This is a genomic window from Rhizobium sp. KNZ2-6A (assembly GCF_056755475.1).
This window is the reverse complement of the sequence record NZ_JBNDIC010000077.1, coordinates 1-22,508: the sequence shown is the minus strand read 5'-3', so window position 1 is coordinate 22,508 and position 22,508 is coordinate 1. Positions and strand designations below refer to the sequence as shown.

Genomic DNA, 22,508 nt, shown 5'->3' with positions numbered 1-22,508 from the left:
AGGCCGGCGAGGCATTGCCGATCTGCGAATACATGCGAACGGACTGCCGTCCCTCGACCTTGTCGAGATAGATGACCTCCGCGCCGTGCAGGACGCCGAGATGCACGGTTTCGCAGGTGACATCGTGCAGGCGTTGCAAATGCGGCTCGGCAACGGCGCGAAATTCGTTGCGCGCCCAGCTGCGCGAGGCAAGCGTCAAAAGCCTGAGGCCGATGAGATAGCGACCGTCACGATCGACTTCCAGAAATCCTTCCTCGACGAGATGCGACAATTGGCGATGCAGCGTGCCGCGCGGCTGATCGGACAGCGAAAGAATATCCGTAAAGCGCATGGGGTTATCGGCAAGCGCAACAAGATCGAGCAGCGCGACGAGCTTCCCAAGCGTTCCGGTTTCCCGATCGCGACGGCCGTTCGCTTTCATGCCTTCCGGATTCAGGTCCATGCCCCTTCATTTATCGCTGGCACTGCAGCGTTATCCTTGACACGATGGGAGGGTAATCCGATAATTCCATATAGTCAAATAATGTTCCATATAATGGAACTCAACAACCTATCCCGGAGGAGAGATCTTGGCTGAGGCGCATGCGCAATTTCCCGACCTGAAAGATCGAACCGTACTCGTCACCGGCGGCGGCTCCGGCATCGGCGCGGCTCTCGTAGAGGGTTTCGCCAGACAGGGTGCGAAGGTCGCCTTCATCGACGTTGCGGAGGAGCCGAGCAAGGCGCTGGCGGCCGGGCTTTCGGCGGAATTCGCCCATCCCGTCGTCTTTTATCATGCCGACCTGCGCGATGTCGGCGCCATCAAAAGCACGATCGCGGCGGTCGAATCCGATCTCGGCCCAATCCGCGTGCTCGTCAACAACGCAGCCTGGGACGACCGGCACGATATCGACACGACGACCGAGGAATATTGGGACAACAACCAGGCGATCAACCTCAAACAGGTCTTCTTCGTCTCGCAGGCGGCGGTCCCCGGCATGCGGGCCGCAGGCGGCGGTGCAATCATCAATTTTTCCTCGATCGTCTTCAAGACCAGCCCGCCGCTGCTGTCGTCCTATGCGGCGGCAAAGTCCGGCATTCTCGGGCTGACCAAGAGCTTTGCCGGGCGCTTCGGCCCCGAGAACATTCGGGTCAACGCCGTCCTGCCAGGAATGGTCGTGACCAAGCGGCAGCTCGACCTCTGGCTGACCGAAGAAGGCATGGCGAAGACGATCGAGCGGCAGTGCCTTAAGCGCGTGCTGAGCGCCGAAGATCTGGTGGGACCGGTACTTTTCCTGGCATCGGACTGCTCGGGCGCCATGACCGGACAAGCCATCACCGTCGATGGCGGCATCTTCTAACGAAAGACTTTGGAGCATTTCTCATGACCAAGCCCGCATATATCGCGGTGGACTGGGGTACGAGCAGTTTCCGTCTGTGGCTGATCGGCGAGGACGGAAGCATTCTGGCAGAGCGCCGGAGCGGCGAAGGCATGACCGCGGCCGCCCAGATCGGCTTTGCCAAGGTCCTCCAGGCCCATCTGGACGCAGTATCCGCGCCGGACACCATTCCCGTCCTCGTCTGCGGCATGGCCGGAGCACGCCAGGGCTGGGTTGAGGCCGGATATATCGACACGCCGGCATCACTTGCCGCGATCCTCACCGGTGCCGTTTCCGTGCCCGGGCAATCCCGCGACATCCGCATTCTGCCGGGCCTTGCGCAGCGCAGCCGGCAGGTGCCTGACGTCATGCGAGGTGAGGAAACGCAGCTGCTCGGCGCGATCGCCGCCGATGCCGAGGGCGAACAGCTCGTCTGCATGCCGGGAACGCATTCGAAATGGGTGCGCGTGCTTGACGGCCAGGTGACGGGTTTCTCCACCTTCATGACCGGCGAGCTCTTCGACGTCATTACCAAGCACAGTATCCTGTCGCATGCCGTTGCCGGCGCGGCAGATCAGCCTGCCGATACGAAGGCATTCGAGACGTCCCTCAGGGCAGCATTCGACAAACCTGCCCTTGCGACCAACCTGTTGTTTACCGCGCGCTCCGGCCAACTTTTGCACGGACTGACGGCTGCCGGTGCGCAGGCGCTGATATCCGGAACCCTGATCGGGACGGAGATTGCCGGCGCCCTGGCTTCCGCCGGGCAGAACGCGACCATTACGCTCGTCGCTTCCGGCCGCCTGCAGGCTCTCTATGAGGATGCGTTCCGCGCCCTATCTCTTACCTACAAGACCATCGACGCCGACGCCGCCGTCCGTCGCGGGCTTTCCGCCGCGGCCGAAGCGATCTGGTTCAAAAAAGAAAGCAAAAGCTGATGACGACCCGCATCCCCTTCCCGCCCATGAAGCGTCCGCTCATTGCCATTCTTCGCGGCATCAAGCCGGAGGAAACGGCTGATATCGTCGGCGCGCTGATCGAGACCGGCTTCAGCGCGATCGAAATCCCGCTGAATTCGCCAGAGCCTTTCCGCTCCATCGAAATCGCCGCCAAGATGGCGCCCGCCGATTGCCTGATCGGCGCAGGCACGGTGCTCACGGTCGAGGATGTCGACCGATTGGATGGCGCCGGCGGCAAGCTGCTCGTCACGCCGAATGTCGAGCCTTCGGTCATCAGCCGCGCCCGCGATAAGGGCATGGTGACGATGCCCGGCGTCTTCACCGCGACGGAGGCGCTTTCCGCCGCCCGCGCCGGCGCCACTGGCCTTAAATTCTTCCCCGCCGGTGTGCTTGGCGCCTCCGGTATCACGGCCATCCGCGCGGTCCTGCCGCCGGAGCTCGTCATCGCCGCGGTCGGCGGCGTATCGGACAAGAATTTTGCCGATTACACCAAGGCGGGCATTCTGGCTTTCGGTCTCGGCACCAGCCTTTACAAGCCGGGAATGACGGCGGCAGAGGTTGCCGAACGTGCCAAGGCCACCATCTATGCCTATGATGCAGCCATAGGAGCCTGACTATGACCGATATTCATGATTTTCAGGGCAATATTCTGTGCAATACGTCCTCCGTCCTGGGTGAAGGCCCGACCTACGATCCCGACACGGACACCGTCTGGTGGTTCAATATCCTCGGCAAGGAACTGCACGAATTGCACCTGCCGACCGGCAAGAAACAGGTTCACGAGCTGCCGATGATGGCAAGCGTGCTGGCCCGCGTCGATGCGGAACGGCAGATGATCGCTACGGAACAAGGCCTCTTCCTTCGCGACATCGCGACCGGCGAGCTGAGCTTCTATGCGGCGATCGAGGCCGACAAGCCGGAGAACCGCTCCAATGACGGGCGCACGCATATTTCTGGATCGCTCTGGATCGGCACCATGGGCAAGCGCGCCGAGATGCAGGCGGGCGCCATCTATCATGTCGCCGGCGGCAAGGTCACCAAGATCTTCGATCAGATCAGCATTCCGAACTCCATATGCTTCTCGCCCGACGGCACGATCGGCTATTTCACCGACACGCGCGTCAGCCAGCTCATGCGCGTTCTCATCGACCCCGAGACGGGGCTTCCGACGGGCGAGCCGATTGTCATGGTCGACAGCATGGAAGATCCGGGCGGGCTCGACGGCTCGGTCTGCGATGCCGATGGCTATATCTGGAATGCTCGCTGGGGCTCCGGTTTCGTCGACAAGTACAGCCCGGACGGCCTGCGCATCGAGCGTTACCGCGTGCCCGCCATGCAGCCCTCCTGCCCGGCCTTTATCGGCAAGAATGCGGACAGGCTGGCAGTGACGACCGCCTGGGAAGGGTTGGACGACGAAGCCCGTTCCATGCAACCTCAGGCCGGCGCGCTCCTGGAACTCGGCCTGACCGTGAAGGGCGTTTTTGATCCAAAATACAAGCTTTGATTGAAGGCCCTCTTCGGGCGCTCCGTGTCCGAAGAGGGCTTTGCCTTGACAATCAATGCTGTATCAGCATTCGCCGGCTTGCGAGAAACCTTAAATCCGTATCGATCCCTTCTTCAGTTCAGCCAGTCTCCCAGGTTGTTTTTTAAAACGATAACCTATTGTTTTCATGTTATGTTCCCTTCATTTTCAACTTGCAGTCATCGACTTCTGCAACTTTTGACGGAACCAAAACCTCAGTGAACCATTTGCCTTTATAACCGACACGATGAATGTCGGTACATGGAGGTTCCACTCGCGCTGGTAAGCATGCGCATTCGATAAGGCATGCCCATCAGAATGAAAGGTAGGTTCACGATGACTGGGAAACTCTTCACTTCCGTCGCTGCAGGCGCAATCTTCGCCACGGCCTCGGTGCTGTCGCCGATGGCGTACGCTCAGGCGCAGCAACCCTCGAATGGGGGCGCTGGCAATACCGGCAAGGCGCCGGTGACGCAAACCGCCCCTGCAACGCCGGACGCCGCAAAGCCGGATAGCTCGATGCCGCAGACCAAGGCTCAGGCACCCGCTGCGACGCCAGGCACCGAACAGGCTGCCGGCTACATCACCACACAGTCGGCTGACCAGATCAGTGCCAAGACCTATATGGGCCAGTCGGTCTATAATGGTCAGAATGAAAGCATCGGTAGCATCAACGACCTGATCCTGCAGAAGCAGGGCGGTGTTGTCGCCGCAGTCGTCGGCGTCGGCGGCTTCCTTGGCATCGGCCAGAAGAGCGTCGCCGTACCGTTCGACAAGATCAATGCCACGCAGAATCCGCAGGACGGCACCGTCAAGCTCACGACGACCGAAACGGCCGACTCGCTGAAGGCCGCGCCGGAATTCAAGACGCTGGCAATGCAGGCTTCCGAAAAGGCGGCAAGCTCGGCGGGTACGTCGACAATGCCGGCAACGGACAACACCACGACTTCGTCGACCAACAAATAATGGTCAGATAAATAATGGTCAGGCGAAATACAGAAGCGGCGGCCCTCCCCGGCCGCTGCTTTTTTGGTTTTTCGTTGTGCAGGCCGGCACGAATTTGAAAGACAGCGATCGCGCTTCAGGCGATCTCGCGTTCGTTGCTGAGCTCCAAATAACTCGTTTGCAAATAACGAAGCGTCGCGACGCTATCTGCCGGCTTGCCGAAATAATAGCCCTGGCCCATGGCGCAGCCCAGCGCCTTCAGTTTCGCCGCTTCGGCATATTCCTCGATGCCTTCCGCCACCACACGCAGTTCGAGCCCCTCGCACATGGCCAGCACCGCCTTGATGATGTGTTCGGAGACCCGATCCGAATTCATGCGTGAGACGAAGGCGCGATCTATCTTGACCTTGTCGAAGATGAATTCGCGCAGACGCCCGAGACTGGATTGACCGGTGCCGAAGTCATCCAGCGAGATGCGCACACCCGCGGCGCGGAGATCGGCTATGATGCGATGCGCCGTGTCAGCCGAGCTCATGACCGCGGTTTCGGTGATTTCGAGCTCGAGGCGATGCGGATCGAGGCCGACACGCGCAAGGATGGCGAGGATGCTGCTGCTGGTGCCGGGATCCATCAATTGCGCCGAAGACAAATTGAAGGACAGGAAAAGCTCGCGCGGCCATGAAAGTGCTGCCTCCGCCGCCTTTCGCAGAAGCGTTTCGGATAGGGCGTCGATGAAGCCGCGCTCTTCGGCGAGCGGCACGAAGACAGCCGGGGAGACGAAACCAAGATCCCGATCGTTCCAGCGGGCAAGTGCCTCGAAGCCGACAACCATATTGTTGGCGAGCGAAACGATCGGCTGGAAATGCACGTCGATGGCATCCGAAATGATGGCATTGCGCAGCGCCTGCTCAAGCTGCGTCGCGCGCTTCATTTCCTGAGCGATTTCCCTGGAATAGACGGTGATCTGTCCCCGGCCGCGACGCTTGGAGCGGTAAAGCGCGGTTTCGGCATTCTTCAGGAGGTCGTCGAATTCCTCGCCGGCGAAAGGATGGATGGCGAAGCCGAAAGAGGCGGAAAGCCTGACATTCCGATCGCCGAGATCATAGGGCGCGGAAAGCACCTCGCGGATCATCTGCCCGAACTTCTCGGCGCCGACACGCTCGAAGACCAAGGGAAGAACAAAGGCGAATTCGTCCCCGTCATGGCGCGTCACCATGGCTCCGTCGGGGATGCAAGCCTTGAGGCGATGCGCGACCTGGCAGAGAATCTCGTCACCGGCTTCGACGCCAAACAGGTCGTTGATCGGCTTGAAGGCATCCAGATTGACGATGCCGATGGTGAAGGGTGCCGGATCGCTGGCGCGTTCAAGCGAAATCGAGCGCGTGCGTTCGCGCATGCGATGTCGATTGCCCAATCCGGTGAGCGGATCGGTATAAGCGATTGCCTGTGGCTCTTGACTGACTGGCCCTGCCAGCATTTCAGCCGATTTCATATGCGGTCCCGACGTTTTCTCCACCCTGCAAAAGCATGACGGCGAAGTCTTAACAAAGGATAGCGGGACGACGGTGATTCAATGCCGGCGATAAGTTGCCGTCACCGGCGATCTCTTTGTAACATCTATCTATTTTGCGCTTTATGGAGGCTGCGCATATACTTCTGGAACACCGTCTCGATGATATCGGGACTGACCGGTTTCAGGATGACATCATCCATGCCGGCATTCCCACACTCCTTGCGATCGCGCTCGAAAGCCTGCGTCAGCACGCCGACGATCGGCGTATGGGAGCCGGTGCCGTTTTCCGCATTGCGGATCAGCCTTGCGGCTTCAAAGCCGTTCAGGCCCGGCAGCGAAATATCCATCAGGATCAGCTCCGGGCAATGCTCCTGCCACAGCCGCACGGCCTCATCGCCGCTTGCGGCGATCACGTAGCTGTATCCCAGACCCTCCAGGATCTGCGAGAAGACGATCTGATTGATGTCGTTATCTTCGGCGACGAGGATCTGTGCGCGGCGATCGTCGCCGGCCGTGCGGCGCCATTCCGGCAGGAGCCCCGCTTCCGTTACATTCCCAGGCTCGCCGCGAATATTGCGGTTGAAATGGCGGGCGATCAGGAAGGCAAGTTCCGTGGCAAGCTGCGAGCCATCCAGCGACAGGGCGGTAAGGTTCTGCCGTTCGGCCAACTCGATGCCGCGCTTGCCGAGTTGGTTGTCGACGATGACAAGATCGATCTTGACGCCGTGCGCGCTTGCCACATCCAGAAACGCCGCCTCTTCATTCTCATTATGAACGACGCAGGCCTCGAAACCGTATTTCTCGAGCATCTTCAGCGCGGCCGTTTCTGCTGCAAAATCAGGCGTAACGACAAGAACCTTGCGGCCGCTGAAATTTTCCGGGACGAAGGTCTCCATGGCGGCAGGGCGGCGCGAAATGGTCTGTAACGCGGCCATGGGAACATAGGCGCGCCGATAGGAGCGGTCGCTGTTTTCCCGGATATGCGAGGCGAGCGCGAATTCATCGAAATCGCCACCGTCCTTGGGCAGGTCCTGCATGGTGCAGACCAGGAAATAGCGGCCGGATTTGCCGATACGCTGCTTGCGCGTCACGATATCGCGCTCGATGCCGTCGCGGGCAATCTGGCGCTGCCGCGAGATCGACATCTCGCCGGTCTCGATCACATGCCGGTCGCTCTCGTGGAAACGATTGGCAAGGTCCGTGGAAAAGAGATCGATGCTCTTGCGGCCCCGCACCTCATCGGCCGCTGTTTGGTATTTTTCGCAGAACGCCCTATTGACCGCGACATAGATGAGATTCTGGTCCTTGACGAATACCGGGAACGGCAGGTTGTCGAGAATATCCTCGGTCAGCTGCACGCGCTCCATGTCGACGCGCCACTGCTCCTCGCGCTTCTTTACTTCGGAGACGTCGGAGATGATGCAGAAGCCGATGCCGGAGGATAGCCGCCGCTTGCTGATGCGCACCCAGCGGTCGTCGGTGAAATGCTCCGTCGTCTCGAAGCGTTCGCGCCAGTGCGAGGCGATGCGCTGCGATATCCAGCTGTCACGGTTGGCGGCCGTCCTGGCCTGATTTGCCTGAGGCCGCATGCCCGTGTCGAAGACGGCGCCGAGGAAGTCGCGCAACCGCGTCGACGGCTGCAGGTATTCAGGTTGGATCGGGAAGAAATTCAGAACCTGGCGGCTGGCGAACAGCAACAGATCGTTCTTGTCATAGGCGAAGAACGCGCTGGAAAGACCGTCACAAAAAGCATCGAAGAACATCGCCTGCAGACTGCCGCCGAAGGACGCATCCGCAGTCGCCATTGCCAGGGCTGCCTTGTCAATCTCGGCAGTCATTCATCCGATTCCTACACTCAACCAGTTTTACAGCAAGGCAAACCGACGGGGGGTTCGCTCGATAAAGGGATGTTTGAAAAGTTGCATGCTGGCCTGTGCACTTGAAGCAGATGGCACCTGGCTCATGAAAGTTGACGGCCACCAACCTGCCGTCAAGAGCCGTCGGCATGTACGACGCGCGCCACCTGTAGTCATTTCAAGCTTCTCTCCCACAACCTGTCATCATTCCCTTAAACATTGATTAAATTTCTCAACAAAGCCCCGGAGACGGAAACGGTGAAAGAAGGTGAGCCAATCGCCTTTCCTCTTTCCACGCCGCCGCGAATCCACGACAATGAGACCATGGCCATCAAGCAACTCTCCGAAACACTGATCAACCAGATCGCTGCCGGCGAAGTGATCGAACGCCCGGCAAGCGCTGCCAAGGAGCTGATCGAAAACGCGCTGGATGCCGGCGCGATGCGGATCGAGATCGCGACTGCCGGCGGCGGCAAGGCGCTGCTGAGGGTGACCGATAACGGCTCCGGCATGGCGGAGGCCGATCTTGAGCTCGCGGTCCGGCGCCATTGCACTTCGAAGATCTCCGAGACGCTGGAGGATATCCGTACCCTCGGCTTCCGCGGCGAGGCCCTGCCTTCCATCGGCTCGGTGGCGAAGCTCTCGATTGCCAGCCGCAGGGCGGGTGCGGCCGGCGGTGCCGAGATCGCCGTTGCCGGCGGCAAGGTTCTGCATCTGCGCCCCGCAGCCGCCAATACCGGCACGATCGTCGAGGTGCGCGACCTGTTCTTCGCGACGCCCGCGCGCCTGAAATTCCTGAAGACCGAGAAGGCGGAAGCGGCTGCGATCACCGAAATCGTCAAGCGCATGGCAATCGCCTTTCCGCGCGTGCGTTTCGTGCTGTCGGGCAGCGACCGTTCGACGCTGGAACTCCCCGCAACCGGTGACGATCATCTCGCCCGCATGGCGCAGATCCTCGGAGCCGATTTCAGGGACAATGCCATCGCGCTCGATGCCATGCGCGAGGATGTGAGCCTCACCGGCTTTGCCGGCGTGCCGACCTTCAATCGCGGCAACTCCGCCCATCAATATGCCTTCGTCAACGGCCGGCCGGTGCAGGATAAGCTGATCCTGTCGGCGATCCGCGGTGCCTATGCCGAAACCATCCCCGCCGGGCGCTATCCCATCGCCGTGCTTTCGCTGACGCTCGATCCCGCGCTGGTCGACGTCAACGTACATCCAGCGAAATCCGATGTACGCTTCCGCGATCCCGGCCTCGTGCGTGGCCTGATCGTCGGCGCCGTGCGCGAAGCCCTGGCGCGTGAAGGCGACCGTGCCGCCACGACCGGCGCGGATGGCATGCTGCGCGCGTTTACCGCCGGTCGTTTCGGCTTCCAGCCTGGTTGGCGACCCTCACCGGCTCCGACTCCCTGGACGGCCGAAACGTCGCCGTCCCGTCCCTATGAAAGAGCCGCGGCTACCGCCGGCTACGGATTTTCCGAGAGACCGCAGGCCGCCTTCGAGGGGCTTGTCATGCCCACCGCGCGCGCCGACGTGGTGCCGCCAGTGGAACCGATGCGGGCGGAGGAGCCGGCGCGTTTTCCGCTGGGAGCTGCTCGCGCGCAGCTGCACGAGAACTATATCGTCGCCCAGACGGAGAACGGGCTTGTCATCGTCGATCAGCATGCCGCGCACGAGCGGCTGGTGTTCGAGGCCATGCGCAAGGCATTGCATTCGAAACGCCTGTCATCGCAGGTGTTGCTCATTCCCGAAATCGTCGACCTGCCGGAAGAGGATTGCGACCGGCTGATGGCATTCGCCGAGGAACTTGGCGGGCTTGGGCTTGCCATCGAGCGCTTCGGCCCCGGTGCCATCGCCGTGCGGGAAACGCCGGCCATGCTCGGCGAGGTCGATGCGCAGGGTCTGATCCGGCAATTGGCCGACGAGATCGCCGAATGGGATACCGCCTCCGGACTTGCCGCCAAGCTGGAATATGTCGCTGCGACCATGGCCTGCCACGGCTCGGTGCGCTCGGGCCGGCGCTTGCGACCGGAGGAAATGAATGCGCTTTTGCGGCAAATGGAGGCCACCCCCGGCTCCGGACAATGCAATCACGGCCGGCCGACCTATATAGAGCTGAAGCTCTCTGATATCGAGCGGCTCTTCGGGCGCAGCTGACGCCAGCCGCTTTCGAAAGGAACTTTTCCGGGAAATGCTCTGGAAAAGTCGCGCCTGCTGCATAATTTTGTCCTTAAGCCGAAATCGATTTAAGGACAAAATTATGCAGCAGCTTTAAGGTGCTGCAGCGGCTTTTGCGCGTCGTATTTGACGCGCGGCGCTGTAGTGCGGTATGGCAAACAGATGACAGAGATCAAGGACGGCGTCAGATGAATCTTTTCGAAGGACATGGAAACCGCGAGGCGAAGGTTCGCTATCTCGATGGCGATTTCCAGATCCTGATGCCCGGCTCCTACGTCGTCTGCGCCATGACCGGCAAGCATATCGCGCTCGACGAGCTGCGATACTGGAGCGTTGCCCGGCAGGAACCCTATGCCGACGTCATCACCTCGCTCGAGGCAGAAAAGCGCGCCGGGGCACTGCCGAACCAAAAGCGCTGATTTCCCGCGCCAGAGCAATTCCAGGAAAAGTACGCAGCGGTTTTCCGTCCGGAATTGCTGCGAAAACAAAGAGATAGAGCGTTTTCGCGACTCGAGGAAAAGCGGAAATGCTCTAGATAACGGCGCTATTTCAGCCGGCCTTGCTGCCACGCTTTTCCCGCAAGCGCCGCTCGCGCGCGGCCGCAATCGCCCTGTCGATGATCAGCTCCGGCGCCCGCGGATCGGCAAAGACCATGTCGATCTCGATCACCCGGCAGCGCTGCAGCAATTCGTCGGCGCGGCCATGATGGCCGATCAGACGCACATAGTCCTTCGACGTAGTGACGATCTGCAGCCCTTCGCGCGAGGCGATGTCGAGCATGTCGGAGACGTCATCTTCGCCGGGATGTTCGTGATCCCCAAAGCTGCGCCTAACGGCGATTTCAGCCCCCAGCGTCTCGACCGTGCGGAAAAACTTGGCCGGATCGGCAATGCCTGCGAAGGCAAGCACCCTGCGCCCTCGCAAATCCTCCTGCCCCCGCACTCTGACGCTCGCGGCGAAGAAGGGCTTTGCGGCCCTTGCCGCAAGCCGAACGACACGATCGGCGGCGTTGCCCTCACCGACCTTCAAGAGAGCGGACGCATAGAGAAGCTGGGTGCGCAGCGGGGCGCGCACCGGACCGCCAGGAACGAGATGGCCGTTGCCGATGCCTCTGCCCGCATCGATCACCACAAGAGCGTAGTCGATGGCGAGCTGCGCGCTCTGGAATCCGTCATCCATGATGATGAGGTCGGCGCCCTCGCGCACGAGCCTCTCCGCGCCATCGGCCCGACGACGGGCGATCACGGTCAGCCCCTCGCGCGCAAGCAGCAGCGGCTCGTCGCCGACGGCCGTGGCATGGTGATGAGAGGGATCGACGACCGTCGTCACGTCGAGCGAACCGCCATAGCCTCGGCTCAGGAAACCGGGTATGAGCCCCTTCTCCTTCGCGGCCTGGGCGAGCGCAAGCGCCGTCGGCGTCTTGCCGGCACCCCCGACGGTGAAATTGCCGACACAGATGACCGGTATTGGCACGGAGGCGCGTTTGCCATGCACCATGCGGTGCCCGGCGATACGGCCGTACAGGAAGGAAAAGGGTGAGAGCCCCCAGGCACGCCAATCCGGCTTTCGCCACCAGAAAGGTGGGGCTTCCGATACCATGCGTCTAATCCAGCCCTATTCTTGCACCTTCAGCAAGGCGGCAAGAAAAGCCAGATTGCGTGAAAAAGCAAGCCATTGCCAGGATCAAGCCGATTGTGCCACAGGCATGAGCAGGCTTTCCAGCTCGGTGATGTCGTTGAGGCAATAGTCGGATGCGGCCGTCAGCGTCTCGCGCGAACCCGTGCCCGTCAGCACACCGACGGTCAGGCCGACGCCGGCATTGCGGCCCATGTGGAGATCATGATTGTTGTCACCGACGACGGCGACCTGCGCCGGCGAAAGACCGGTCGCCGCATAGAAGCCGAGCACCATGCCCGGCTCCGGCTTGGTGCCGAAACCGCTGTCGTAGCCGGCGATGTAATCGAGATAGTCGATAAAGCCGAAGCGGCGCGCCGTCTGGCGGATGGAGCGCTCGTTGTCGCTGGAGGCAACACCGAGCTTGTAGCCGCGCTCATGCAGGCGCTGGAAGAAGGCGGCGAGATCGGTGACCGGCGAGGAAAAGTCGGCCGCGTGCGCGAAGAGCGCGTCGAGCTTTTCCACCAGCGCGGCGACATCCATTTTTGAGCCGGCGGCCACCAGCCCTTCGGAAATTTGCCTGGTATTGCCGGCGGCCAGCAGGCTGTCGGGCACGATATGGCCGGAAATCGGGTCCATGCCGCAGGCGGAGAGAAGGTGATCGGCAAGGATCGGATCGTCCTCAGCGGCGATCCTGGCGAGCTCGCGATTGACCGGCAGCCAGCTCTGATCATAGTCGAGCAGCGTGCCGTCCTTGTCGAAAAGAATGCCCGCAATCGCTCCCGTCTTGACCGCTGCCATGCCCTTGCCTTCTTAACCGTTCGCCATCGTCTTCGGCATCAGCCGCGCCTTTACCGAAAGCGGATTGATATAGGGTTCCAGCCCCTTCACTGTCGCCGCCAGCGCACCGCGCATTTCATGCACAGCTGCGAAGCCGGCATCGATCATGCTGCGGCGTGCCGTGTCGTTAGTCAGCAAATAATGCACGCCACGCGCCAGCATCTCGGTGTCGCGCACCATGCGGGCGCTACCGCGGCGGGCGAGCAACTGATAGGAATCGCGGAAATTCTGAACGTGCCCGCCGGTCAGGATCGCGCAGCCGAGCATGGCCGGTTCAAGCGGATTCTGGCCGCCTTCGTTGAATAGCGATTTGCCCATGAAGGCGACTTCGGTCATCCGCAAATAAAGCCCCATCTCGCCGATCGTATCGCCGAGGAAGATGTCGACTTCAGGCGAGAGAATATCGTTGCGGGTGCGGCGTGCCACCTTCAGGCCCTGTTCCACGAGCATGGCCTCGATCGCGTCGCAGCGCTCGGGATGACGCGGCACGATGATGGTGAGCTGGCCGTTGTGTTCCTTCAGCATCTTATGGACGGATGCCGCGGCATTTTCCTCGCCATCGAAAGTGGAGACCGCAGCCCAGGTCTTGCGGTCGCCGACCTGCTTCATATAGCCGGCAAGCGTCGGCGCATCGTAGGACGGCGCGTCCGTATCCACCTTGAGATTGCCCGACCTGATCACCTGCACGGCACCGAGATCACGGAAGCGCTCGGCGTCGAGGTCCGATTGGGCCACGACCAAGGCGAGGTTTTCAAACAGCGCCTCGGCAAGCGTGGGATGGCGGCTCCAGCGGGCAAAGGAGCGATCCGACATGCGGGCATTGACGAGGATCTGCGGAATGCGCCTGCGGCCGAGCTCGGTAATGGTCGTCGGCCAGATCTCGGATTCGGCGAAAATGGCGCAATCGGGCTGCCAGTAGTCAAGGAAGCGCTTGATGGCCGGCTTGAGATCGAGAGGAACATATTGATGGATGACCTCTTCGCCAAGGCGCTGATGCGCGACCTTGGCCGAGGTGATCGTGCCCGTCGTCAGAATGACATGAATGTTGCGACGGCGGATTTCACGGATCAGCGGGATGACGGCCGATGTCTCGCCGACGCTTGCCGCATGAAACCAGATCAGCGGCCCTTGCGGACGATTGGCGCTCGCATAGCCGGAACGCTCCAGTTTGCGGGAACTCTCCTCCTTGCCCTTCGCCGCGCGAACGGCGAGATAAGGCCCGATGAACGGATAGATGGCGATCCCGCCAAAACGATAGGCGCTCAAGGCAAGACGCGCCCTGAGGCTACTCATTTCGATCGCCTCCTATCCCAGCTGATCATCATCTATGCCAAATCCCGATTGTCAGACGGCCGAATAAGCAGCCGAATTTTCGTTCTTATTGTGTCAAGGATACTGCTTCATGGCCGGATTTAAAGCGAGAACGCCTCACCGGATGGAGATATCAAATGCAATTTTGGTATGAGGCGACCTCAGGACGCCGCTTTTTCCTGCGGATCAAGCAAGCGATGCAGATGGACGATGAAATAACGCATATGGGCGTTGTCGACAGTCTGCTGCGCCTTGGATTTCCATGCCGTCAGCGCACTCGCATAGTCGGGATACATGCCGACGATATCGAGCTCGTTGAGATTGCGGAATTGAACTTCTTCGAGGTTTTCCAATTCGCCGCCGAAGACGAGGTGCAGAAGCTGCTTTTTGCCGCTGGTATTGGTCATTTTCGTCTCTTTCTACTGTCGTCCCCCTCCGCTCTTCATCTGAGGGATTTTGACGGAAAGGTCAACCGTCTCGTCGGTGCGATAGTTGACGAAGAAACTCCGGTAATTGCGCGGTCGATGCCCCGCAAAGTTCGTCATGCGATACCTCGGCGCGATTGTAGCGCAGGACGTTGCCCGCGAGATCCACGAGGGCACCGCCGGCTCGCTCGAGAATGAGATCGGCGGCCGCCAGATCCCAGTCATGCGAGTTGCGCTTGACGATGGTTCCTTCGAGGCGCCCGTCCGCCACCATGGCGAGACGATAGGCGAGCGAGGGAACGTGTTTGACCCGCTCGACCGTCTTGCGGAAGTCCGGATCGAACCCCGTCAGCATATCCTCGCCGGTCGCCAGGCGATGGATGGCCTCGCCGACCCTGCTGGAAACACTGATCGGCTCGCCGTTCTTCAAAGCCTGCCCATCGGCCGTCGCCACGAACAGCTCGTCCAGCGCCGGCGCGTAAAGAACCCCCGCCACGGGCCGCCCGTCAGTGACAACGGCGACGCTGACGCACCATAACTCCAACCCCGAGAGAAAGCCGCGCGTACCGTCGATCGGATCGACGACGAAAACGGTCGCGTGCGACAGCCGCGCGGCATCGTCATCCGTTTCCTCGGAAAGCCAGCCGTAGTCAGGTCGCGCCGATCGCAGGGTGGCGGCAAGGCTTTCATTGGCGGCAAAATCGGCGGCGCTGACTGGGGACTGGCCGTTGTTCTTCCACCAGACCTCCGGCGATTGCCGGAAGAAACCGAGAGCGATCTTGCCCGCCTCGAGCGCCGCACCCACGATCAGGTCCACATCGCTCAAACGGCCGGCCTTATGGCTATCGATCATTCACTAATTCCAATCTCCGCTCGTTTCTCAGCGGCCAGCCAGCGTCATGCCTTCGATCGCAAGCGTCGGAGCGGCGACACCGAAATCGCGATCGATATCGTTCGCCGGCGTCACGCGCATGAACATGTCCTTCAGGTTGGAGGCGATCGTCACCTCTGAAACCGGGAAGGTCAATTCGCCATTCTCGATCCAGCAGCCGGTCGCGCCCCGGCTGTATTCGCCGGTGATCATGTTGACCCCCTGGCCGATCAGCTCGGTGACGTAGAAGCCTGTTCCGACGCTGCGGATCAATTCCTCCGGCGAAATATCGCCCGGCTCCAGCGCCAGGTTGGTGGACGCCGGCGAGACCGCCGTGCCGCCGCGCACGCCGCGCCCGTTGGTCTTCAGGCCGCCGCCGATTTCCCGCGCCGTCGCCGTGGAGAGGAACCAGGACTGCAGCACGCCATCCTCGATCATGACGAGCCGCTTGCCGGAGACGCCCTCGCCGTCGAAGGGACGCGAGGAAGGCCCGCGCACGATCAGCGGATCGTCCGTGATCGAGAGGCCGGCCTTCAGCACCTGCTGGCCCATCTTGTCGCGCAGGAAGCTCGTTTTGCGGGCGACGGAAGCGCCGTTGATCGCGCCGGCAATGTGGCCGACGAAGCCGCGCGCGACGCGCGGATCGAAAACGACGGTGACGTTCTTGTCTGTCGGAACCTGGCGCGGATTGAGGCGCTTGACGACGCGTTCGCCGGCGCGACGGCCGATCTCCTCGGCCGCATCCAGCTCGGCGAAATAGAGACGGCTATCGAAATCATAGTCGCGCTCCATGCCGGTGCCTTCGCCGGCAATGACGCTGACGGAACGCCCGAAACGCGAGCCCATATAATGTCCAGCAAAACCGTGCGACGTGACGAGCACGAGGCCGCCCATGCCGGCCGAGGCGCCGCCCCCGGAAGAATTGGTGACGCCGGAAATGGCGAGTGCCGCAGCTTCGGTCGCAAGGGCTGCTTCGCGCAGCTTCTCGGTGGAAACCTCGGTCGGGTCGAACAGTTCGAGATCGGGATAGTTCCTGGCGAGATCCGCCTCATCGGCAAGGCAGGCGAAGGGATCTTCGGGTGAAACCTTGGCCATGGCGACCGCGCGCTCGGCAAGAGCGTTGAGATCGAAGCCAGGATTGGCTGAAACGCTCGCCACGCGATTGCCGACGAAGACCCTCAGCGAAAAATCGTCGCTTTCGGAGGACTCCGTGCCCTCGACCTTGCCGAGGCGCACGCTGACGGAATGGGCTCGCGACCGGACCACGACGGCATCGGCCGCATCCGCGCCGGCCTTCCGGGCGAGATCGATCAACTGGCTGGCGCGGGAAAGCAGAGTGGCGGAATCGATTTCAGAGGTCATGACTTGGCCTTTCCTTCGCGTTCCATTTATTGTGCACTACATGAAGCATCAAGGGCGGCAAAGCCGATTCTTGTTCTAATCCCTTCACGCATGGTTGTTTATCATGATCATGCGCCGCAATACCGCCTGCCCATGGAAAGAAACAGACGATGTCCGCCACCAATAGCCTCTTCACCGAAACCCTGATGCTGCTCGGAGGCGCCGTCGTTACGGCGCCGATCTTCAAAAAACTCGGACTGGGAACGGTGCTTGGCTATCTGGCGGCGGGTGTCGTGATCGGCCCTGTCCTGCACGGCATCGGCGACAGTGAAGCCGTGCTCGCCGTGGCGGAGCTGGGTGTCGTCTTTCTGTTGTTCATCATCGGCCTCGAATTGAAGCCCTCGCGCCTCTGGCAGATGCGGCGCGATATTTTCGGCCTCGGCTCGGCGCAGGTAATTTTGAGCGGCCTCGCCCTGATGCTCGCCGCCTATTTCGGCGGCATTGCCGGATGGAAGGGTAGCATCATCATCGGCTTTGGCCTGGCACTCTCCTCGACCGCCTTTGCCATGCAGATCCTGGAACAGCAGGGTGACGTCAATACGAAATACGGGCAGCGTTCCTTCTCGATGCTGCTGCTGCAGGATCTCGCCATCGTGCCGCTGCTGGCGCTGATCACCGTTCTCGACGGGCCGAAGGAAACCAGCAATCCGCTTCCCGATCTTGCGATCGCCATTGGCGCTGTGGCGGCGATGGTTATCGCCGGCCGCTACCTGCTGACGCCGCTCTTCCAGGTGATCGCACGCACCGGTGCGCGCGAAGCGATGATTGCCGCCGCCCTCCTCGTCGTCATGGGATCGGCGACGCTGATGCAGCTTGCCGGCCTCTCGATGGCAATGGGCGCCTTTCTCTCCGGCGTGATGCTTGCCGAATCCTCCTATCGTCACGAGCTGGAAGCGGATATCGAGCCTTTCCGCGGCGTGCTGCTCGCCATTTTCTTCATTGCCGTCGGCCTGTCGCTGAAACTCGAGGTGATCGTCGACAATTGGGTGCTGATCCTGCTCGCCGTGCCGGTCATGATGATCATCAAGGCGGTCGTGATCTATGCGCTCTGCCGCGTCACGGGCTCGCCACACAATGATGCCGTCCGCATCGCCGGCCTGCTGCCGCAAGGCGGTGAATTCGGTTTCGTGCTCTTCAGCGCCGCCAGCGCCAGCGGCGGTCTCTTCTCGGCCAATACGGCCTCGATGCTGATCGCCATCGTCACGCTGTCGATGGCGCTGACGCCGCTGAGTTCCGCGTTTGCGAAGCGGCTGATGAAGGGCGACACGCAGGAGGAGCTGGACGAGGATTTCGAAGGTGCGGGCTCCGACGTGCTGATGATCGGCTTTTCGCGTTTCGGCCAGATCGCCGCGCAGATCCTGCTTGCCAGCGGCCGCGACGTCACCGTCATCGATTTCTCCGCCGACCGCATCCGCCAGGCATCGAGCTTCGGTTTCCGCATCTACTTCGGCGATGGCACCCGCAAGGACGTGCTGCGCTCAGCCGGCATCGATCGGGCCAAGATCGTCGTCGTCAGCACGCATTCGCGGGAGGTGACCGACAAGATCGTCGAGCTCGTGCAGACGGATTATCCGCATGCGCGTATCTTCGTCCGCTCCTATGACCGCGTTCATTCGATCGAGCTGCGCCACAAGGGCGTGGATTACGAGCTGCGCGAGACGCTGGAATCCGGCCTGCTCTTCGGCCGCCGCACCTTGGAAGCGCTGGGGGTCAGCGAGACCGAAGCCTATGAAATCGGTGAGGATATTCGCAAGCGTGACGAACAACGGCTGGTGCTGCAGGTGAGCGAAGGACTGCAGGCAGGCACCGACATGCTCTATTCCCGCCCGGTCAAGCCTGAGCCGTTGGTCAAGCCGAAACGTGCCGCCGAAACCTACAGCGACGCCGACGATCTCGTCGCGTTGCCGCAGGAAGAGCCGGAACGGGTTTAGGCTGCCGTTTGTCCAGCCAGGGAAAGTAATGCCGCTCAATTCCCGTGAGATGCTCTAATTCTTCGCCGTCATCACGCTGTCGAGGGCGAATTTCAGCTCGTCCTTGACACTGGCCGACATGGCGAGGATCTCGCGCGCCTTCAGGAAATCGAGGACGCCCGTGCGGCCGACGGCCGGGCGCAGGAAGATTTGCGGCGCCTGCAGCCGCAGCTTCAGCGCGATGTTGGATTGCATGGTGAGCTGGCCGGCGCCGAACAGGCTTTCGATGCGGTTCGGAATATGCCTGCCGCCACCTTCCGGTCCGCCGACGACATCGATGCCGATGATGATGTCGGCAAGTCCGGCGAGATGCTCGTAGGGAACCGGGTTCATGATGCCGCCGTCGATCATTACCCGCTCCCCGAGCCTCACCGGCATGAAGACGGCGGGAATGGCGGCGGAGGCGGCAAGTACGGGAAAGAGTTCGCCCTTTTCGATCACGATTTCAGCCTGATCGTAGTAATCCGTCGTCACCACCTTCAGAGGTATATGCAATTCCGAAAAATTCTCGGGAAATGTGGTCGGCAGGAATGTGCGCAGGATGCGTTCGAGATTGAACTGACCGAACCGGATGCTGCGCATGTTGACCGGCCGCAAGCTCCAGATCTTGTTGAGCACAACGGGACGATTGCCGACCGTTGCGAGCGTATGGTCGCGGATTTCCGCGCCGCTCATGCCGGCCGCGATGGCCGCGCCCATGATGGAGCCGATGGAAGAGCCCGCTATCGCGACGGGGCGGATGCCGAGTTCGTCCAGCGCCTCGATGATGTGGATATGGGCGAGCCCGCGCGCGCCGCCGCAGCCGAAGGCGACCGCAACGCTCGGCATCCCGGAGGCGGCAACCGGGTAATCGCTGCCGACGAAATCAGCATAATCGCCCATATCCTTCTCCTTCCTCCGTTAAGCCGTCCGCGGCTGATAACGGAAGAAATGCATCTTGCTGTCACCGAAGGTCCGTTCCTCCAGAAACAGAAAATCGGACGGCGCGGCAACGGTGACGTCGGCCCGCTCCTCCAGGATCGCGAGCGCGCCCGGCACGAGCCAGCCGCCGCCCGCGGCGGCGGCAAAGGCTTTCTCACCCAATCCCTTGCCATAGGGCGGATCGGCGAAAAGAAAGTCGAAAGGCTCGAGATTGCCGACGCTGCCGAGATCCGTCGCGTCACGCCGCAGCATGCGCGTGCGGCCATGCAGGCCGAGCGCGTCGATATTTTCCCAGAGAAGGCCCCTGCCCTCGACACTGCTTTCGACGAAGAGCACGTGGCGGCAGCCGCGCGAGGCGGCTTCCAGCCCGACGGCGCCGGTGCCGGCGAACACGTCCATCATCCGGGTGCCGTCGATGGCTTCCGGATAGGCGTGGCTCAGGATGTTGAACAGGCTTTCGCGCGTGCGATCCGCCGTCGGACGAATGTCGTTCGACTTCGGCGTTGCAAGCGAGCGACCGCGAAACTCACCACCGACGACCCTCACCGCGCGTCAGCCCCTGCCGCCCTTGGGGCCGCCCCTGCCGGGACCACCGCGACCGGAGCCGCCGCGTGGACCGCCGGACGGGCGACCTGCGCCACCCGGCTTGCCTCCAAAGCCGCGCGAACCACCGGGCTTCCCGCCCGGCTTGCCACCAAAGGATTTGCCGCCGCCAGGCTTCTTGCCAAAGGGCTTGCCGGCCGGCCGATCACCGAAAGAGCGCTCGCCTTGCGGGCGATCACCAAACGGACGACCACCCTGGGGGCGATCGCCGCGGGGACGTTCCGACCGCTGCTCGCCGCCGAAAGACCTGCCGCGCGGACGCTCTTCGCCCTCGGCACGGGGCCGGCGGTCATCACGGGGACGATCGCCGTAAGGGCGTTCACCACGAGGACGCTCACCGCCCTCCGGCCGCGAGCCACGGGGACGATCGCTGAACGTCCGCTCGCCGCGAGGCTTGTCACCATACGGACGATCACCGCGGGGCTTATCGCCAAAGGGCCGGTCCCCGCGCGGAGGACGATCGCCGAATGGGCGGTCGCGCGGTGGACGATCACCCTGGGGGCGATCGCCACGGGGACGTTCGGAGCGCTTGCGATCAAAGCCTTCATCATCGCCACGCGCTTTGCGCGGAGCTTCCTCGCTCGAACGGATCCATTCGCCATCACCCTCATCGACGCGATTGATGCGAACGCGCGGGCCTTCATCAGGACGATCGAAGCCGCTGCGCTGCGGACGTTCGGGCTCGCCACGACGGGTGGCGGTCTTTGCGTTCTTGGCGGCTTTCGCGGCAGCCTTTTCGCCGAGCGGGCGGGCGCCGGGTGCCATCCAGACATTGGCGCTACGGCGCGGGCCGAGCGGCTGGCGCTTCGCACGGTCGTCGTCCTTGTGGCCGCCTTCACGGCGATCGTCACGCTTGGCATCACGTTTGGTATCCAAACGGCTCAAAGCGCGCTCGCGCTTATCCTCGGGACGCTCGCGACGTGGGCGCTCTTCCTTGGCCGGGCGAGCCGGCTTGGCATCCGCTTCTTCGACATCGGCAACGGCCGGCGCGTTATAGAGCGGGGCATCGAAATTCGCCTTGGCCTCATCGACCAGGCGCGGACCCAGCTGATCGCGCAGCGTGCGGCCGCGCACCTCAAGTACATGGCCTTCCGGCAGCTCGCCGAGCTGGAACGGGCCGTAGGAGATGCGGATCAGGCGGTTGACCTCGAGGCCGAGCGCGCCCAGCACGTTCTTGATTTCGCGGTTCTTGCCTTCGCGCAGACCCATGGTGATCCAGACGTTGGAGCCTTGCGTGCGGTCGAGCGTCGCGTCGATCGAGCCGTAGAGCACGCCGTCGACGGCAATGCCTTCCTTCAGCTTGTCGAGCGCTTCCTGATCGATCTCGCCATGGGCGCGGACGCGATAGCGGCGCAGCCAGCCGGTCGTGGGCAGCTCCAGAACGCGGGCCAGGCCGCCGTCATTGGTCAGCAGCAACAGACCTTCGGTGTTGATGTCGAGCCGGCCGATCGACAGGACGCGCGGCAGCTCTTCCGGCAGATTGTCGAAAACGGTCGGGCGCCCTTCCGGATCGGCATTGGTGGTCACGAGGCCGGCCGGTTTGTGATAGAGCCACAGGCGCGTGCGCTCGATGCCACGGATCGGCACGCCGTCGACCTCGATCTTGTCGGCCAGCGTCACATTGACCACGGGCGTATCCAGCGGCACGCCGTTCAGCCGGACACGGCCATCCATGATCATGCGCTCGATATCGCGGCGCGACGCCACGCCGGCGCGCGCCATCACCTTGGAAATGCGCTCGGCCTTCCCATCTCCTGCCACGGCTTCATCTGCCGTCTTGACGGCTGCGGCCTTTGCCGGCTTCGCGCCATCCGTTTTCGTCTGCTTGTCGCGAGCAAAGGGTTTCGGCCCAGGCCGCTTGGGCTTGTCATTCATCGTCATTTGTTGTTTGCCTGAATTTTTAACGCGTGTTCCTATCAGGTCACGCCCTTGCGGTTAAGTGGAAAACTTGAATGGCGGCTACAAATCAATTCATGGAACTTGCTTTGGCCGAAGCGCGCCGTGCCGGAGAGCGTGGCGAAGTACCGATCGGCGCCGTTATCGTTCTCGACGGCAAGGTCATCGCCACAGCCGGCAACCGCACCCGCGAACTCAATGACGTCACCGCCCACGCCGAAATCGCTGCCATCCGCCTGGCCTGCGAGGAGCTTGGCCAGGAGCGTCTCGCAGGCGCCGATCTCTACGTCACTCTGGAGCCCTGCACCATGTGCGCCGCAGCCAT

Annotated in this window: 21 protein-coding genes; 9 read left to right on the top strand and 12 right to left on the bottom strand. The window is 62.0% G+C overall.

The window, feature by feature from the left end; all coding sequences use genetic code 11:
- A partial coding sequence (locus ACPYOP_RS30760; RefSeq protein ID WP_481414019.1) for an IclR family transcriptional regulator occupies positions 1-421 on the bottom strand: 421 nt, incomplete at its 3' end.
- Between the two features lie 148 nt (positions 422-569).
- Between ACPYOP_RS30760 and ACPYOP_RS30755 the strand changes: the two genes are divergently transcribed.
- The 5 genes from ACPYOP_RS30755 (at position 570) to ACPYOP_RS30735 (ending at position 4,805) form a co-directional block, all read left to right on the top strand.
- The gene (locus ACPYOP_RS30755) at positions 570-1,340 is read left to right on the top strand and encodes an SDR family NAD(P)-dependent oxidoreductase (RefSeq protein WP_481414018.1); all 771 of its coding nucleotides are present in this window, start codon (positions 570-572) and stop codon (positions 1,338-1,340) included.
- A gap of 23 nt (positions 1,341-1,363) precedes the next feature.
- On the top strand, positions 1,364-2,296 hold the full coding sequence (locus tag ACPYOP_RS30750; RefSeq protein ID WP_481414017.1) for a 2-dehydro-3-deoxygalactonokinase: 933 nt from the start codon (positions 1,364-1,366) through the stop codon (positions 2,294-2,296).
- Positions 2,296-2,931, top strand: coding sequence for a 2-dehydro-3-deoxy-6-phosphogalactonate aldolase (locus tag ACPYOP_RS30745; RefSeq protein WP_481414016.1), 636 nt, complete (start codon positions 2,296-2,298; stop codon positions 2,929-2,931). Before ACPYOP_RS30750 ends, ACPYOP_RS30745 begins: the two co-directional genes overlap by 1 nt.
- A gap of 2 nt (positions 2,932-2,933) precedes the next feature.
- Positions 2,934-3,821, top strand: a complete 888-nt coding sequence (locus ACPYOP_RS30740) for an SMP-30/gluconolactonase/LRE family protein (RefSeq protein ID WP_481414015.1) — start codon at positions 2,934-2,936, stop codon at positions 3,819-3,821.
- 354 nt (positions 3,822-4,175) lie between these two features.
- Positions 4,176-4,805, top strand: a complete 630-nt coding sequence (locus ACPYOP_RS30735; RefSeq protein ID WP_481414014.1) for a PRC-barrel domain-containing protein — start codon at positions 4,176-4,178, stop codon at positions 4,803-4,805.
- Positions 4,806-4,920: 115 nt separating this feature from the next.
- Here ACPYOP_RS30735 and ACPYOP_RS30730 read toward each other — a convergent pair whose 3' ends face one another.
- Together ACPYOP_RS30730 and ACPYOP_RS30725 are read right to left on the bottom strand one after the other, a co-directional pair.
- Positions 4,921-6,276, bottom strand: a complete 1,356-nt coding sequence (locus ACPYOP_RS30730; protein ID WP_481414013.1) for a putative bifunctional diguanylate cyclase/phosphodiesterase — start codon at positions 6,274-6,276, stop codon at positions 4,921-4,923.
- A gap of 125 nt (positions 6,277-6,401) precedes the next feature.
- Complete coding sequence (locus tag ACPYOP_RS30725; RefSeq protein ID WP_481414012.1) at positions 6,402-8,135, bottom strand: response regulator; 1,734 nt, start codon at positions 8,133-8,135, stop codon at positions 6,402-6,404.
- Between the two features lie 342 nt (positions 8,136-8,477).
- Between ACPYOP_RS30725 and mutL the strand changes: the two genes are divergently transcribed.
- Positions 8,478-10,310: a DNA mismatch repair endonuclease MutL gene (gene mutL, locus ACPYOP_RS30720; RefSeq protein WP_481414011.1), complete on the top strand. Its 1,833-nt coding sequence runs from the start codon at positions 8,478-8,480 to the stop codon at positions 10,308-10,310.
- Positions 10,311-10,519: 209 nt separating this feature from the next.
- Positions 10,520-10,750, top strand: coding sequence for a DUF2093 domain-containing protein (locus tag ACPYOP_RS30715; RefSeq protein WP_069612411.1), 231 nt, complete (start codon positions 10,520-10,522; stop codon positions 10,748-10,750).
- A 130-nt stretch (positions 10,751-10,880) separates the two neighbouring features.
- On the opposite strand, the gene lpxK is transcribed toward ACPYOP_RS30715, so the two are convergent.
- The 6 genes from lpxK to ACPYOP_RS30685 form a co-directional block, all read right to left on the bottom strand.
- Positions 10,881-11,930, bottom strand: a complete 1,050-nt coding sequence (gene lpxK, locus ACPYOP_RS30710) for a tetraacyldisaccharide 4'-kinase (protein ID WP_481414010.1) — start codon at positions 11,928-11,930, stop codon at positions 10,881-10,883.
- A gap of 84 nt (positions 11,931-12,014) precedes the next feature.
- Positions 12,015-12,746, bottom strand: coding sequence for an HAD family hydrolase (locus ACPYOP_RS30705; protein WP_481414009.1), 732 nt, complete (start codon positions 12,744-12,746; stop codon positions 12,015-12,017).
- A 12-nt stretch (positions 12,747-12,758) separates the two neighbouring features.
- The gene (gene waaA, locus ACPYOP_RS30700; RefSeq protein ID WP_481414008.1) at positions 12,759-14,078 is read right to left on the bottom strand and encodes a lipid IV(A) 3-deoxy-D-manno-octulosonic acid transferase; all 1,320 of its coding nucleotides are present in this window, start codon (positions 14,076-14,078) and stop codon (positions 12,759-12,761) included.
- A gap of 179 nt (positions 14,079-14,257) precedes the next feature.
- Positions 14,258-14,503: a DUF4170 domain-containing protein gene (locus ACPYOP_RS30695; protein ID WP_168813369.1), complete on the bottom strand. Its 246-nt coding sequence runs from the start codon at positions 14,501-14,503 to the stop codon at positions 14,258-14,260.
- A 61-nt stretch (positions 14,504-14,564) separates the two neighbouring features.
- Positions 14,565-15,374 (bottom strand): 3'(2'),5'-bisphosphate nucleotidase CysQ, encoded by an 810-nt coding sequence (locus tag ACPYOP_RS30690; protein ID WP_481414007.1) that lies wholly within the window; start codon positions 15,372-15,374, stop codon positions 14,565-14,567.
- A gap of 27 nt (positions 15,375-15,401) precedes the next feature.
- Complete coding sequence (locus tag ACPYOP_RS30685) at positions 15,402-16,754, bottom strand: TldD/PmbA family protein (RefSeq protein WP_481414006.1); 1,353 nt, start codon at positions 16,752-16,754, stop codon at positions 15,402-15,404.
- 149 nt (positions 16,755-16,903) lie between these two features.
- Between ACPYOP_RS30685 and ACPYOP_RS30680 the strand changes: the two genes are divergently transcribed.
- Entirely contained in the window at positions 16,904-18,724 is a 1,821-nt protein-coding gene (locus tag ACPYOP_RS30680) for a monovalent cation:proton antiporter-2 (CPA2) family protein (RefSeq protein ID WP_481414005.1), read from the top strand.
- A gap of 54 nt (positions 18,725-18,778) precedes the next feature.
- Here the strand turns inward: ACPYOP_RS30680 and ACPYOP_RS30675 are convergent, their stop codons facing one another.
- The 3 genes from ACPYOP_RS30675 to ACPYOP_RS30665 are packed head-to-tail and all read right to left on the bottom strand — an operon-like array spanning position 18,779 to position 22,168.
- Positions 18,779-19,645, bottom strand: a complete 867-nt coding sequence (locus ACPYOP_RS30675) for a patatin-like phospholipase family protein (protein ID WP_481414004.1) — start codon at positions 19,643-19,645, stop codon at positions 18,779-18,781.
- 18 nt (positions 19,646-19,663) lie between these two features.
- Entirely contained in the window at positions 19,664-20,230 is a 567-nt protein-coding gene (rsmD, locus tag ACPYOP_RS30670; protein WP_481414003.1) for a 16S rRNA (guanine(966)-N(2))-methyltransferase RsmD, read from the bottom strand.
- Between the two features lie 6 nt (positions 20,231-20,236).
- Entirely contained in the window at positions 20,237-22,168 is a 1,932-nt protein-coding gene (locus ACPYOP_RS30665) for a pseudouridine synthase (protein ID WP_481414002.1), read from the bottom strand.
- Between the two features lie 71 nt (positions 22,169-22,239).
- Here ACPYOP_RS30665 and ACPYOP_RS30660 point away from each other — a divergent pair.
- Positions 22,240-22,508: nucleoside deaminase (locus ACPYOP_RS30660; protein ID WP_481414001.1), on the top strand; the 269-nt coding region annotated here is incomplete at its 3' end.